This is a genomic window from Thermoplasmata archaeon (genome assembly GCA_035622275.1).
Classification (GTDB): Archaea; Thermoplasmatota; Thermoplasmata; order Lutacidiplasmatales; family UBA184; genus Lutacidiplasma.
The window spans coordinates 1-14,286 of record DASPVQ010000021.1 but is presented as its reverse complement, the minus strand read 5'-3'; the positions used below and the strand labels follow the sequence as shown (position 1 = coordinate 14,286).

Genomic DNA, 14,286 nt, shown 5'->3' with positions numbered 1-14,286 from the left:
GGCCACCCTAACGGCGGGCGCTCGCGAGCAGGTCGAGCGCCCCCGCGTCGAGCATCTCGCGACCGAGCCGAGCCCCGAGGCCGTCGGCCGAGGTCCGGAGGCCCGAGCGGACCCGACGCAGGCTCGTGCGACCGTCGGGGGAGAGGACCTCGCCGACGAGCGCCACCGTCGGGCCGCGCACCGAGGCGAGCGCGCCGAGCGGGACCCGGCAGTCGCCCCCGAGGGCGGCGGCGAACGCCCGCTCGGCGGTCACGCGAGCGCGGGTGGGCGCGTGGTCGATGCGGCCGGCGAGCCGCCCGAGTTCGTCGTCGCCGGCCCGGGTCACGACGGCGAGCGCGCCCTGCGCCGGGGCGGGAAGGAAACGGGAGAGCGGCAGCCGCGGACCTGCCTCCGCTCCCCGTCCCAGCCGCTGGAGGCCGGCGACGGCGAGGATCACCGCGTCGACGCGTCCCGACCGCACGAGGCCGATCCGTGTGTCGACGTTGCCGCGGACCTCGACCACCTCTAGGTCGGGCCGCCAGCGCAGGAGCTGGGCCCGCCGCCGCAGGCTGCTCGAGCCGACCCGAGCGCCGCGCGCGAGCGCGCTCGAGCGGGGGCGCAACGGGAGGACGAGGCAGTCCCTCGGGTCGGCCCGGGGCGGGCATGCCGCGAGGCAGAGCGACGGGTCGAGCTCGACGGGAAGGTCCTTCGCGCTGTGCACGGCGAGGTCGAGCTCTCCGCGCCGGAGCGCGCGGTCGATCGCATCGGTGAAGTCCGGCGCGACCCCCGGTCGGCGGTCCCGATCCCCGCTCGTCTCGATCGGCACGGTGCGGAACCGCCGGTCCGGCGCGGACCGCCGCAACCGGTCGAGCACGATTCCGGTCTGTCGGCGCGCGAGCCGGCTGCGCCGGGTCCCGACCCGGACGCTGTCGGTCACGGGTGGGCCGGGCGGAGGAACTCGAGCGCCAGGCGGCGCTGTCGGTCCCCCTCGGGGCCGGCCGGGATCGCGCGCAGCCGCTCGGTCGGCGCCTCGAGCAGGCGGGTGACGAGGCGCCGGGTGAGCCGGTCGATCGCCGCCTCCTGGCCCGGGGCGAGGACGCCGAGGTAGGCGCGCGCCCGGTCGAGCTCGCCGCGGCGGACCTCCTCGGTCGCGCGGCGGAACGCGTCGATCCAGGGCTCGAGCAGCAACCGATCGAGGCGATCGCCGTAGTGCTCGGCGAGCTCGTCGATCCGCGGATCCGGCGCCTCGAGCGCGCGCGGCCCTTCGGCGAAGGCCCGCAGCTCCTCGAGGTCCACGAGCCGCACGTTCGATCGACCGCGGACCGCCGGGTCGATGTTGCGGGGCATGCCCAGATCGACGACGACCAGCCGCCGATCGGGGGGGAGATCAGCGGCGCCCAGGCCGTGGTCGCCGAACTTCGCGGCCGTGACGATCGCGTCGCACTCCCCGAGCGCCTCGCCCAGCGCCGCTAGCGGGACGGCGCCGGCGCCGGTCCGAGCGAGGAACTCCGGCTCGGGAGGACGGACGTGGTAGACGAGCGTGACGCGGGCCCGGTCGCCGAGCCCCTCGGCGACCTGTCGACCGACGGTACCCGAGCCGATGACGAGCACGCGCGGGGCTTCGCCCGGGACGAGGGCGAGCAGCCGCTGCACGGCGATCGCGGCGATCGAGCGGGACGACGGCACCGACGGGTGGGCGTCGTCCGCGGCCCGCGCCGCGGCCTGAAAGAGCTCGCGCAGCACCGGGCGTGGATGGCGGCTGCGCACCCCGAAGCCGGCCGTCCGCACCTGCCGGCGTGCCTCAGCCTCCCCGAGGGCCAACGACTCACGGCCGGCGGCAACGCGGAAGAGGTGCCGCACGGTCGCCCGCCCCTCCGATCGACGCCAGCGCTCGCGCGGGCCGGGCAAGACCTCGAGCCACCGCTCGAGCGTGTCGGGGAACCGGGCGAGCACGACGATCTCGACCCGATGGCAGGTGGAGAGGATCGCGAGCTCGTCGGTGCCCGGAACGCTCGAGAACCAGTCGTCGAGCCGCTGGGCGGTCATCGACCGCGCGACCGACTCGAGCAGGTCGATGGGTGCGGTGTCCAGGCTCAGCTCGAAGCCCCCGATTGCGATCGGCGTGGCGAACGGCGCGTGGGGATCCCCGACGTCCGGCCCGGCGCCGGCGGCGCGCTCGGATTCGATCGGGGCGATCGGCGTGGACGGCACCGGCCGTACCTCCGGCCGCCCGTGGACTCGCGGCCGGCCTTTTTGCGGCAGGGTACGAACCATCGGGCGCGCCGGTCGTGGGTTCGAGGCGCGTCGGGTCGAGCTTAACTCGGGTGCGGCTCTCCGGAGCCGACCGGGCCGGAGGACACCGTGCGAGCGGCGGACGGGAAGACGCCGGGCGCCCGGTCCGAGTCGGCCGAGCCCCCGTGGGGCGACGCCGGTCGCGAGGTACTCGATGCGGCCGAACGGCGCGTCGCCGCGTCGGACTACCCGGGCGCGGTCCTCGACGCGTTCCCCCGGGTGATGGTCGACGTCGAGCGCTCCTACGGGGTCCGCTTCCCGAGGCACTGGACCGGGCGCGACGTGGTCGCGCACGGCCTGCGGTCCGACACGGGGTCGCTCCCGGACCTCCTCGTCCGGCTCTACGAGCTCTACGAACCGGTGCGCTACGGCACCGCGCACGACCGAACCCCCGGAGAGCTGATCCCGTTGCTGCGGGAGCTCTACGCGCGCACCGCGCTCCGCGCGCTACCGGCCGCGCGGCCCGGCCCCCGGCCGGGGAGGCGCGCGCCGAGCGGCGGGTCCCCGGGGCCCGGCGGGGGCAGCGGGGGCCCGGACGGATGACCGACCTCGCGGGCCTCGTCGCGGGGCTGGTGACGAACGTCGCCTACGGCCTGCCGCTGCTCCTCCTCGGTCTCCTCGCGATCGCCTGGGTGCTCTTCGATCACGGGAGGTTCCCGCCCCGGTTCGCACCGACCCGGCCGGACCGCACCTGGATCCGCGGCCCGGCGGCGGCGGTCTACGACGGCCTCGAGCACGGCCGCATCGCCCCCGTGATCGCCTACGCCCACTATCGGACGGCGCGCGTGCTCGCGCGCCGCTTCGCGGTCTCCGTCGCGCCCCGGCGCCCGAGCTGGTGGCGTCGCCGCCGCCTTTCGGCGACGGCCCAGCTGTTGCTGCGCGCGATGGCGAGCCTCGAGCGCGCGTACCGGTTCGCCCTCCTCGCCGAATCCGCCGACCCGCGGGACCTCCTCCTGCGCTGGCGCCGTCCGGCCTGGCGCCGCCGCTCGCTCGCGCTGCTACGGGCCTCGCTCGCCGACCTCGCGCCGGTGCTCGTGCCGCTGGAGGGGGCCCCGTGAGCGACGCCGGACCCGAGCCGCGCGGCGACGCGGGCAGCGCGGAGGCGGTCGGCGTGCCCGCCGACCTGCTCTCCCGGCTGCAGCAGGCGATCGGCGAGAACGTGATCGGCTACGGCGACGCGATCGAGGCGCTCACGATCGCGCTCGCGTGCGACGGGCATCTGTTGCTCGAGGGCGTGCCCGGGCTCGCCAAGACCTACCTGGTCCGGTCCTTCGCCCACGCCCTCGACCTCACCTTCCGCCGCATCCAGTTCACGCCGGACATGCTGCCGGCCGACATCATCGGCAACGTCGTGCTCAACCCGTCGAGCCGCTCGCTCGAGTTCCGCGCGGGGCCGGTGTTCTCCAACGTGCTGCTCGCCGACGAGATCAACCGGGCGCCGCCGAAGGTGCAGTCCGCGCTGCTGGAGGCGATGCAGGAGTACCAGGTGACGGTCGACGGACGGACCTACCCGCTCGCCCGTCCGTTCCTCGTCATCGCGACCCAGAATCCGATCGAACAGGGCGGTACCTACCCGCTGCCCGAGGCCCAGCTCGACCGGTTCCTGTTCCGCTACCTGCTCACCTACCCGAGCCGTCCGGACGAGGTGCAGATCCTCCGGCGGCAGGGCGAGGCGCCCGGGCGGGAGCCCGCGCCACGGATCGTCACCGCGGAGCAGGTCGCGCTCCTGCGCGCCCGGCAGGCCGCGACGTACGTGAGCCCCGCCATCCTGGAGTACGTGGCGGACGTCGTCCGCGAGACGCGCAACGATCCGAGGATCCTGCTCGGGGCGTCGCCGCGGGCCGGGGTCCATCTGCTGTGGGCCGCCCGGGCGCGGGCGGCGCTGGACGCCCGCCGCTACGTGCTCCCCGACGATGTGCGGGCGCTCGCCTTCGCGACCCTCAACCACCGGATCATCCTGAAGCCCGAGGTCCGTCGTCCGCCCGGGCGCGAGGGGGCTGCGCCACGCGAGCCCGAGGTGCTGCGCGAGGTCGTGAGCGGCGCCGTCGACCGCGTGGCGGTCCCGCGCTAGCTCCGAGGGGTCCGTGACGCTCGCCCGGGTCCTGCCGACGCCCCGCGGCTGGGGTCTCGTGGCCGGCGGCCTGCTCGCGCTGCTCGTCGGGTACCTGGCGCTCAACCTTTTGATCCTCCTGCTCGGCGTCCTGGTGCTCGCGTTCGCGGCGATCGAGCTGCTCGGCTTCGCGTGGGCCACGCGGAGCCTTGCGAGCGACGCGTTCACCGCCCAGCGCTCGGAGAACTCGAGCCAGGTCGCGGTCGGCGGCACCGGGACGATGGCGCTGCGGCTCGACCGGGGCCCGGGCGCCGGTTGCTTCGTCGAGATCTACGACCGCCTCCCCGAAGCGTTCCACCCGTTGGCCGGCGAGCCCCGCCTCCTCTCCTGGTGGGGGCCGGGCGAGACCAAGCGACTCGCCTATGCCTACCGACCGGAGCGCCGCGGCGCCTTCGAGATCGGCCCGACGATCCTCGTCGCGCACGATCCGGTGGGGCTCGCCTTCCGCATCGCGACGGTGGAGACCCGCTGGCCGGTCGAGGTGATCCCGGCGTCCTCGATCTGGCGGACCGATCTCGTGAGCCGGCTGCGCTCGGAGCCGGTCGGCGAGATCCTGGCCGCCCGGCGCGGCGCGGGCTCGGAGTTCCGCTCGCTGCGCGAGTACGATGCCGCCGACGACTTCCGCTCGATCGTCTGGAAGCGCTCCACGCTCGAGCAACTCTACGTGCGCGAGACCGAGAGCGAGAACCGCAACGATCTCCTGCTGCTGCTCGACGTCAGCCGCGCAATGGCGCTCGGGGTCGCCGGAGCGGACGCGCTCGACCAGGCGGTCGACGCCGCGCTGCTGGTCGCCCGCTACGCCTTCTCCCAGGGCGACCAGGTCGGGGTCCTCCTGTTCACCGACGGGCCGGTCGAGTTCCTCGAGGTCGACCACCGCCTCGAGCACCGCGCCCAGGTCGACCGGACGCTGAGCGCCGCCGCGATCGAGCCCGGCACCTTCCGCTTCGGGACCGCGCTCGCCTACCTCGCGCCGCGCCTCCGGCGCCCGACGGCGATCTTCGCCTTCACCGCGCTCGAGCCGGGCCGCGAACCCCCCGGGGCGGTCCTCGCGGACCTCCGTCGGGCCGGCCACCGACTGCACGTCTTCGCGCCCGATCCCGCCGGGATGTTCCCGCCGGTCGCCGAGCCGTTCGCCGCCGAGCTGGTCGACTTCAGCGTCGGCCCGGAGGAGGCGCGCGCGCGGGCCGCGGCGGAGGCGGTACGCTCGATCGGCGTGCCGGTCACGAGCTTCGACCGCGGCAGCCTGCGGGGCGAGGTCGCCGGAGGCTACGCCCGGCTGCGGGGCGGGGGCGGCGCGACCGCATGAGGCTCGCGGGCTCGCTGTGGGTGCTGCTCGGCGCGCCGGCGTTCGTCTACGCCGCGGCGGCGACCGTGGCCGGCCTTCCTCCCGGCGTGCTCGCGAGCCTCGTCGCCGCGTACGCCGCGGCCGCCGCGATCGTGGTCCTCCCGTACTTCTGGCCGGCGCACGGCGGCCTCTTCGCGACGGCGATCTTCGTCGCGCTCCTGCTCGTCGTCGTCGGGACGATCTTCGGCTCCTCGCCGCTGGGCAGCGGTGGCGACACCGTCACCTTCGGCGCGCTCGCCGCCGGGCCCCTCATCCTGTTCATCGTGACGTGCCGGGACGAGGAGGGGCTCGGCACGCGCGTCCTCGGCCTCGCGGTCGCCGCCGCCGACGCGCTCGCGCTCCTCGCCGCCCGGGCGATCTCCCTCGGGCTGCCCGGCGGTCTGTCGACCGCGAGCCTGCTCGCCGGCTACCTCGAAGTGATCGGCTCCCAGGCCCGGGGCGTGGCGAACCTGATCGCCGGCGCCCCGGGGGCGACGCTCCCGCTCGAGGCCGTGAGCGACCCCGCGTTCGTGGCGCTCGTCGGGCTCGCGACGCTCGCGACGCTCCTCACCTTCGTTCGGCCGGCGACCGGGAGTGGCGCGGAACTGCCCACCGTCGAGGCGGGGCGAGCGGGCGAGGAGGACCCGGCCGCGACCTACGAGCTCTCAGCCGAGTTTCGAGCGGCGCTCGCCGCGCGATCACGGGCCGAGCCCCCGCCGCTCGGGCGGCTCCCCGGTCTGCCCGCCCTTCTCGCGGCGGTCGTGGTCGCGGGGCTCGTCGCCCTCGGGATCTCGCTCGCCCCGACGACCGGGCTCTGCGGGACCAGCGTCGGCGCGATCGCGGCGGTCGCCGCCGTGATCCTGGTCGTGCGGCGACCGTTCGAGCGCGGGGCCCCGGGCGCGCCCGATCCGGTCGCCCCGGCCCATCGGGCCGGCCGCGCCTAGGTCGTCGCCGGACTACGGCGGTCCCGCGCCTTCGCCGCGTCGCGGGATGCGCAGCGCGAACAGGTAGAGCGCCGTCCCGCCGGCGACCAGGCCGAAGAGGACCAGAAACGGCCAGAACGCGGCCCCGCCCGCCACGAGGTTGGGCAGCGCGCCGCCGGGGGTGGGCAGCGCGGAGGTCGGGGGGAGCGGCGTGAGGTTCACGAGGTACCGGTCGTCGATCTCGTTGGGGAAGAAATCGCCGAGCGTATCGTTCGGGGCGTAGCCCGGGTGGGAGACGACGATCTCGATCGGCCCGAAGTGGACGTTCGTGAAGTTCGCCCAGCCGAGGCCCGAGGTGTTGTACGTCGTCGCGTACTCGACCGCGACCTCGGCCGAGGTGATCGGAGCGCCGGAGCGCGCGTCGTGCACGAGCACGTCGACGGTCGCGCCGGGGAGGGGCGTGAGGGCGAGGGTGACGTTCAGCGTGCGGCCGGAGAGGATGCCGAGGTCCGACGGGGTCGTCGTGGCGAGGTACTCCGCGGCGGAGGCGGTCAGGGAGTAGATCGCCTGCGGCAGCGGGAGGAGGGCCTCGCCGCTCAGGTTCGTCAGCCCGATCGTCCCCGCGCTCACGCTCGAGAGCGAGAGGTTCGATCGGGCGACCAGCTCGACCTCCGGCACCGGTTGGAGGGTGACGCCGTCGACGACGGTCACCTCCATCGCCCCGAACGGCACGCCCGAGAGGTAGATGCGGTGGACCACGACGCCCGAGTAGGGGAACAGGAGGTCCGCGAGCGCGGGATCGAAGCCGTCGGCCGTGATCGAGAAGCGTGCCGAGTCCGGCACGAGGCTGGTCGTGTTGAGCCACCCCTCGTCGTCGGTGGTGCCGAGCGAGGTGAGGTTCTCGAGGATCAGGGCGTGCGCGACCGGCGTGTCGGTGTCGTTGGCGAGCTCGCCGATCACCTCGAGATCGAGGCTCGCGTACGACGCGAGCACGACCGTCACGGCGACCGCGCCGCCCGGCGGCACCGCGACGGTCGCGTTCGCCGCGTGGTCGAGGGCGTGGGTGACGGTCACGGTGGTGTTCGGCACCGGCAGGGCCGTCGGGAGGCCGAAGAACTCCGCGGTCCCGTTCGCCAAGGTCGCGAGCGGGCCCTCGGGATCCGGGATCCCGAGCGTGACGGCCGTGACCGCGGCGCCCGGGACGGGCACCCCCGAGGCGTTGACGACCCGCACGGTGAGGCGGCCCGGCGGGACCGGCGCCAGCGAGAACGCCCGGACGACCGAGGCGTTCGGAGGAAGCCAGAACGTCGCGGTCGCCCCGGCGTAGCCGAGCGCGATCGCGCTGAGGTTCGTCTCGGTGGGATCGAGGTCGGTGAGGTTGAGCACGCCGGCCGCGGAGGTCCGTCCCGCGGCCTTCGCGTCGAGGTCCACGAACGCCCCGGCGATCGGGGCGCGCGAGGAGGCGTTGTCGACCTCGACGCTCATGTTCGAGACCGGAGCGAGCTGCCAGAGGTCGGGCGCCGTCACGCCGGTGCCCCCGCTCAACAGCAGCGTCTCGTTGGCGGTGACGTCGAGCCAGGTGGCGGCGGGGCTCGCGCGGGCCGAAGGTCCTCCCGGCGCGGTCTCCGTCACCCAGGCGTTCGCCCCGGGCTCGTACTCGAAGGTGTCGGCGTAGTCGACGACCCCGTCGGTCCCGCCGAAGAGGACCTCGGTTCCGCGGACGGGGTCGAAGGTCCAGGCGCCGTCCTCGCGCGCGGAGGGAGGGGTGCCCGCCGGAGCAGCGAGCTCCCACCAGGTCGAGTTGACCGGATCGAAGTCCCAGACGGCCGAGGAGCACGGGTAACAACCGCCGAACAGCTGGAAGAGCGCGAGGTCGGGATCCCAGGCGAGCTCCGCTCCCTGGAGCGCCGGCGGCGCGGCCGCCCCCGCGACGGTCACCTCGGTCCAGGCATATGTGCCGAGGTCGAGCCGCCAGAGGTCGCGGTAGGTCAACGAGCTCGTGGGCGAGTAGTCCGGGTCGACGCCGCCGAACAGCAGCGCGAACCCCCCGGTCGGATCGACGGCGAAGGCGGCGTCCTCTCTCGGAGGCGGGGCGAGGCTGCTCGAGACGTTCGTCCAGCTGCGAGCGGCGAAGTCAAAGATCCAGGTCGAGGCATCCACGCGCTGGGCCGTCGCGTTCACGACCCCGCCGAAGAGAACGGCCTCGTTTAGCTCCGGATCCGCGCCGAAGGCGAAGTCGCTGCGGGCCGACGGGCCGGTCGCAGGAGCGAGCGTGGTCCACACACCGGTCGACTGGTTGTAGAGCTCGGTGCTCGCCGAGAGCGTTCCGTTCACGGCCCCGCCGAACAGGACCGCGGTCGCGGACGGAGCGTCGCCGGCGAGGCCCGCCCCTTCGCCCGTCGCCGCCGCGGGTGGGCTGGAAGGCGCCCAGGCAAGGTCATCGGCGAGTTCCCAGCCGCTCGACGGGACCGATGGAGGGTTCGGCCGCGGGGCGACCGGGCAGCTCGGGTGGGTCACGGCGGGTCGGCCATCGCCGTCGGGAGGTCCGGCCGCGCAGTGGACCGTCGCCGGCGGCGCAAGCGCCGCGGCGGTACCGGGGGTCGGTGCGAGGAGAAGCGACGTGCCGATCACCAAGGCCGCCATCGCGAACGCGTACGGCGGCGCGCAGCGTCGCGGCGCTCCCCACGGCTCGGAGTCGGTCAGCGGCACGGTCCCCTCCGACCGTCGTCGGGCGGAGGGGGTTCGCCGCGTAAACTGTTTTCCGGACCGACGGGCCGGGGCCCCGGCTCGCGCCCGGCCGCCTCTCACGCCGGTCGCGCCCGGGGGAAGGGCTACGGCTCCGAGACGGCCGCGGTGACCGCGTCCTGGAACAGGTCCGCTCGGTTGTAGCGGAACCAGTGGACCACGGTGTCGAGCGACCACGCTGTCGCGGAGAGGTAGACGCCGACGATCGCAAGATCCGGATCGACCCAGAAGTACGACCCACCCCGTCCCCAGTGCTCGAACGCGCGGGCCGAGTACAGGCCCCCGCACATGCCGGTCTTATCGCCGTGCACGCTCCAGCCGTAGCCGAACGACGCCTCGGGGAACACCTGCCCGTAGAACTCGGCGCCGATGCCCGGGATCTGGTTGCGGGTCATGGCCGCGACGCCCGCCGGACTCAGGATCCGAGCGTCGCCGTAGCGGCCGCGGTTGAGGAACATCTGGCCGAACACGGCGAGATCATGGGCCGTGGTCTCGACCCCGCCGGATCCCCAGTAGAGCCGCTCGGTCTCGTGGGCGAGGTCCGTCGCGTCGGTCGGGAGATCGGGCTCGGGCGCGCGGCGGACCCGCCGCTGCGGCGCGACGTCGACGGGGCAGTAGGAGGAGTCGTCCATGCCGAGCGGTCGGAAGATCCGGTCGCGAGCGAACCGGTCGAGCGGCTCCGCGGAGACCCGGCGCACGATCTCCCCGAGCAGCTCGAACCCGTACGGGAGGTAGGACATCTCCACGCCCGGCGGCTTCCAGAGCGGGCAGCGATAGCGCCGCGCGAAGTACTCGTTCAAGAGGGGGTGGAGCGATCCGGTCGCCGGCGGGATCTCGAGCTCCCCGCGCGATTGCGTCACGAAGCGCTCCACGTCCTCGCCCCGCAGTCCCGAGGTGTGGGTGAGCAGGTGCCGCACGAGGACGGCGTCCTTGCCCTCCCCCTGGAACTCGGGCAGGTAGCCCGAGACCGGACGGTTGAGGCCGACGAGGCCCTCCTCGACGAGGAGCATCACCGCCGTCGCGGTGATGACCTTCCCGACCGAGGCCGTCGGGAAGATGGCGTCGAGCGGCGTCGGGGAAGCGCCGGGGTCCGGCGTGAGCGGGCCGAACGCGCGGTGGAAGACGATCTGCCCACGACGGGCCACGAGCAGCACCATCGTCTGCACGTTGCCCTCGCGCAGCCATTGGCCGGCGAGCTCCCCGAGGTGGCCGATCCGCTCCAGTGACATCCCGACGGCCGCCGCTGAGCCCGGGTGCAGGATCGTCGCCACCACCCGGGGAGCACCTCGTCGGATTAAATGCCACGACCCGCGAGGGCCCCGCGGCGGTCCCCCGACGATGGCGAGGGCGGCCGGGGGCCTCGGTGGACCCGGCGGCACTCGGTGGGGAAGAGCGGTCGCGATCGGGCGCTACCAGACGATCCGGCCGCGTCGCGCCGCGGCCCGATCGCGCGGGTCGCGCTTGCGTACGAAGCGCAGTCTTCGGTTCATGGCGATCACGCGGCCCTGGCGGTCGCGAAGGAACCTCACCCAGGTCGCCGCGGCCCCTGTCCCCGCCGCGAAGTCGTCGCCACCGATCGGCCGCAGCCGGAGGTCGGAGAAGCGGGGAGGAAGGCCCCGGTCGTCGACCCTCAGGTGCCGTCGGCGCGCCCGGATCTCGTACCAGCTCAACTCCCCGGAGCCGTACCAGCCCCCGTACTCGTCGAGGGAGGGGGGAACGACTCCGGGCTCGGGCAGGCCCACGAGCGGCACGTCGCGCGCCCGCCCGAGCATCGGGTTGATCGCGGCCGCGACGATCGCTTCCGTGGGCGCCTCGATGCGGTTCGCGAGCACGGCTCCCCCGACGCCGGCGGAAGGGGCCGCCGCCCAGACGGCGGAAACGCCGGGCCGCGCCCCGCCGTGGAACGCGAGGACCCGTCCCCGTTCGTCCCGCCGGACGAGGGCCCCGTACCCGTAGTAGAGGCCCGGGAACAGCTCGGCGTGCGGCCGGATCATCTCGGTGACGCTCGTCGTGGAGAGGATCCGACGCCCGCCGACCCGGCCGCCGCGAACCACGAGCTCGACGAATCGGAGGAGGTCCTCGACGTTGATGGTGAGGCCGCCGGCCGGCCGGCTGCATCCCTCCACGGTCCACTCCTGCGAGGCGAGGAGCGGCGCACCCCCGCGGTGCCAGTTCGCCGAGTAGAGCGTCGTGACCTCGTCGGACCGCACCAGGACCCCCGGGTCGAATGTGGCGGAGCGCAGGCCCGCCGGCCGGAGGATCGCGTCGTCCAGCCAGCCCTCGAAGGTCCGCCCGCTCGCCCGCTCGATCACGGCACCGAGCAGCGAGTATCCTTCGTTGGAGTAGCTGAAGTACTGCTCGGGCGCGCCGACCAGCCGGTACCGGGCGCTCCCGAGGAACTCGATCAGGTCCTCGTAGCGGTCGATCGGCGGATGGGTCGGGTCGATACCGAGGCGCTGCGCCGCCCTCGACTCGTAGGTCGGGGCGCGCGCCTCGCTGCGGGCCCACATGTAGAACCGCGACGGGAGCGGCGGCAGCCCCGAGGTGTGCGTGAGCAGATGGTGGAGGGAGATGCGCGCCGTCCGACGGGGATCCGGTGTCCGGAACTCCGGAAGGTAGCGAACGACGGGATCGCGGACGCGCAGAGCGCCGAGCTCCTGGAGGCGCAGAACGGCGAGCGCCGTGAACGACTTGGTGACCGAGCCGGTGCCGAAGACGGTCTGCGGGCTCGCGGGGAGGCGGCGCGCGCGGTCGCGCCAGCCGTATCCCCGGGTGATGGGCCGGCGGCCGCGGCGGAACAGCCCGACCGAGAGCCCGGGGACATCGTCCGACCGGCGACGGCGACGTGTCCACCGGTCGAACTCGCTCCAGCGAAGGTTCTCGGATGCAGGGCTCACGAACCGGGCGCAGCGCGGAGGCCACCCAAACCTGTGCTCCGCGGATCCGGCCGCTGACCGGGCGCTTTCGCGCCCCTCCCGTGGAGCCCGCGGGCGCGCAGCCGGTGGACCGGAGCGCCACCCGGCAACGGTGCGTGGGGGCCGTCGTTTCGGTGGCGGTCCGACGCGTCCCGGCCCGCGCCCGGGCGAAAACATCACATTCGAGGCCGTGTCTGCGAGGCCGTGGCGACTTCCGTGAATGCCGGCCGTCTCGGTGCGGTCCATCTCGAGCTGTTCGTGACGGCGCGACGGGACCGAGAACGCGTTCGTCGGAGCTGCCGGGCGGCCTACGCGGCCGTACGTCCCCGGACCGCCCGGGCCGGCGGCGCCGGTCCCTGGCTCTACCTGGTCACGCCGCCGCAGCGTCGGCGCCGCGCGCCCGAGCACGTGCGTCGATCGCTCCGCGTCCGGGCGGGCGAGGATCTGTGGTTGGAGCTCGCGTTCTATCCCAACGTCGCCGAAGGTCGATCGATCATTCGCGCTCTGTGGGCGAGAGCGGAGGTCCGGGACAAGATACTCGCCGCGGAGCGCTACAACCTGCGCCGGCGCGGAGCGTGGACGCTCGCCAACGCGCGGCGTCAACCCGTCTGAGCCCGGGCAAGGGCTCAAGAACGAAACGCCGATGGCCACGCGGCCGGGCGAAGTCCCCAATGCCGGATTCGGTCAACCCTCGCCAACGCCAGTTCGCCTGGTCGGATCCCGGCCGGTTCGCCGAGCCGCTGCGAACCCAGAACGGGCTCGAGTTCATGCGGTCGTTCCAGACCGGCGTATTGCCCGCCCCCCCGTTCATGGAGATGCTGGGGGTGCGGATCGTGTCCGTGGAGCCGTCCTCGGTCGTCTTCGAGTTCGAGCCCGCGGAGTACATGTACAGCCCGCTCGGGAACGTGCACGGAGGGATCGTGACGGTGCTGCTCGACACGGCGATGGGCTGCTCGTTCCACACGACGCTGCGGGCCGGGGTCGGCTACACGACGCTGGAGCTGAAGGTCAACTTCCTGCGGTCGGTCACGGAGGCCTCGGGGACGTTGCGAGCCGAGGGCCATGTGGTCCACGCGGGGGCTCGGATCGCGACGACGGAGGCCCGCATGGTCGACCGAGCGCGACGGCTGTACGCGCACGCGACGTCGACGATTCTGGTTCTGCGTCCTGAGAACCGATGACAGCGTGACCCGCCGTCGCAAGGGAGGTCGCGCCATCGCTCGGGAGAGCAAGCAAGCCCGGTCCCGACTCTGCCCATCCTTCTTCCATAGACATGGCGCATCCATCCCGCGCGACAAGCGCCCATTCGACCGAACTAGCGGCGGCCGATCGATCCGCGGGGAGTCGAACGTAGATGGTCGTGAGCGATCAGCATCCAGTATATCTCGCAAGTCGTTTGCGGGCCAACCCCCCAACGACTCGGGCTAGACCGCTGGGGCCCCGGCCCATCCGAGTTCATTCGACGTTCGCCGAGGGATCGCAACACCCGCGGGCTCCATCCCCGGATCCGAGGGCGAGGGACTCGTGATCTCTCGCAGTTCTGCCCCGAGCCGGGGGAGCCCCGGACCGGGTTGGCATCCGCGCAGGTGGGTTAGGTCTCTCGGGAGAAACGGCCGCTGACAGTGGATTCGCCCGGCTTCGAGCAGAGTTTGCCATACGAATTTATCTATCGGAACGCGATTCCTCGACCTCTCCATGATCGCGCGCACCGAGCGCGCGGTCTGCGTCGTGCCGGGAACACCCGCAGACCGGCCCGACGACGTGCCGATGTTCTGCCAACGTTCTGCCGTCACGCAGTCCGGATCGATACTGTCCCAGAAGAGCGGGAGAGGTTGAGAAAATGGGTGCCGCGGATTCGAGCCGAGACGAAGCAACGACCACGAGTTCGGCGGATACCAGGGGGGAGCGCACTCGTTCCACGAGCGGGGGGGGCGGGCGTCACGTCGCTCGTCGCCAGTGTGGCCGTCGTGCTCCTTGCGCTGGTCGCCTACTCGTTGT

At 73.7% G+C, this 14,286-nt stretch carries 12 protein-coding genes; 7 read left to right on the top strand and 5 right to left on the bottom strand.

All coding sequences use genetic code 11. The annotated features are described in order from the left end of the window. Positions 1-7: 7 nt before the first annotated feature. Together hemC and VEL82_06705 are read right to left on the bottom strand one after the other, a co-directional pair. Positions 8-916, bottom strand: a complete 909-nt coding sequence (hemC, locus tag VEL82_06710; protein HXW67546.1) for a hydroxymethylbilane synthase — start codon at positions 914-916, stop codon at positions 8-10. Beyond that, positions 913-2,190, bottom strand: a complete 1,278-nt coding sequence (locus VEL82_06705; GenBank protein HXW67545.1) for a hypothetical protein — start codon at positions 2,188-2,190, stop codon at positions 913-915. The genes hemC and VEL82_06705 overlap by 4 nt, the downstream gene beginning before the upstream one ends. Before the next feature lie 150 nt (positions 2,191-2,340). Between VEL82_06705 and VEL82_06700 the strand changes: the two genes are divergently transcribed. From VEL82_06700 to VEL82_06680, 5 genes are read left to right on the top strand one after another with little or no spacing between them, the layout of a single operon-like run. Beyond that, complete coding sequence (locus VEL82_06700) at positions 2,341-2,814, top strand: hypothetical protein (protein ID HXW67544.1); 474 nt, start codon at positions 2,341-2,343, stop codon at positions 2,812-2,814. Then, the gene (locus VEL82_06695) at positions 2,811-3,329 is read left to right on the top strand and encodes a hypothetical protein (protein ID HXW67543.1); all 519 of its coding nucleotides are present in this window, start codon (positions 2,811-2,813) and stop codon (positions 3,327-3,329) included. Before VEL82_06700 ends, VEL82_06695 begins: the two co-directional genes overlap by 4 nt. Then, on the top strand, positions 3,326-4,342 hold the full coding sequence (locus VEL82_06690) for an AAA family ATPase (GenBank protein HXW67542.1): 1,017 nt from the start codon (positions 3,326-3,328) through the stop codon (positions 4,340-4,342). Before VEL82_06695 ends, VEL82_06690 begins: the two co-directional genes overlap by 4 nt. 13 nt (positions 4,343-4,355) lie before the next feature. Beyond that, a complete protein-coding gene (locus VEL82_06685; GenBank protein ID HXW67541.1) occupies positions 4,356-5,687 on the top strand; it encodes a DUF58 domain-containing protein in 1,332 nt (443 codons plus the stop codon). Next, positions 5,684-6,649, top strand: a complete 966-nt coding sequence (locus VEL82_06680) for a hypothetical protein (GenBank protein HXW67540.1) — start codon at positions 5,684-5,686, stop codon at positions 6,647-6,649. Before VEL82_06685 ends, VEL82_06680 begins: the two co-directional genes overlap by 4 nt. 12 nt (positions 6,650-6,661) lie before the next feature. Here VEL82_06680 and VEL82_06675 read toward each other — a convergent pair whose 3' ends face one another. The 3 genes from VEL82_06675 to VEL82_06665 all read right to left on the bottom strand — a co-directional run bounded on the left by VEL82_06675 (position 6,662) and on the right by VEL82_06665 (position 12,270). Next, a complete protein-coding gene (locus VEL82_06675) occupies positions 6,662-9,337 on the bottom strand; it encodes a carboxypeptidase-like regulatory domain-containing protein (GenBank protein ID HXW67539.1) in 2,676 nt (891 codons plus the stop codon). Between the two features lie 122 nt (positions 9,338-9,459). Next, complete coding sequence (locus tag VEL82_06670; protein ID HXW67538.1) at positions 9,460-10,644, bottom strand: serine hydrolase domain-containing protein; 1,185 nt, start codon at positions 10,642-10,644, stop codon at positions 9,460-9,462. A 138-nt stretch (positions 10,645-10,782) separates the two neighbouring features. Continuing rightward, positions 10,783-12,270 (bottom strand): serine hydrolase, encoded by a 1,488-nt coding sequence (locus tag VEL82_06665; protein HXW67537.1) that lies wholly within the window; start codon positions 12,268-12,270, stop codon positions 10,783-10,785. A 222-nt stretch (positions 12,271-12,492) separates the two neighbouring features. On the opposite strand from VEL82_06665, the gene VEL82_06660 reads away from it, so the two are divergent. Both VEL82_06660 and VEL82_06655 read left to right on the top strand, forming a co-directional pair. Beyond that, on the top strand, positions 12,493-12,900 hold the full coding sequence (locus tag VEL82_06660) for a hypothetical protein (protein HXW67536.1): 408 nt from the start codon (positions 12,493-12,495) through the stop codon (positions 12,898-12,900). A gap of 59 nt (positions 12,901-12,959) precedes the next feature. Continuing rightward, complete coding sequence (locus VEL82_06655; protein ID HXW67535.1) at positions 12,960-13,469, top strand: PaaI family thioesterase; 510 nt, start codon at positions 12,960-12,962, stop codon at positions 13,467-13,469. The last annotated feature ends 817 nt before the right edge of the window (positions 13,470-14,286 follow it).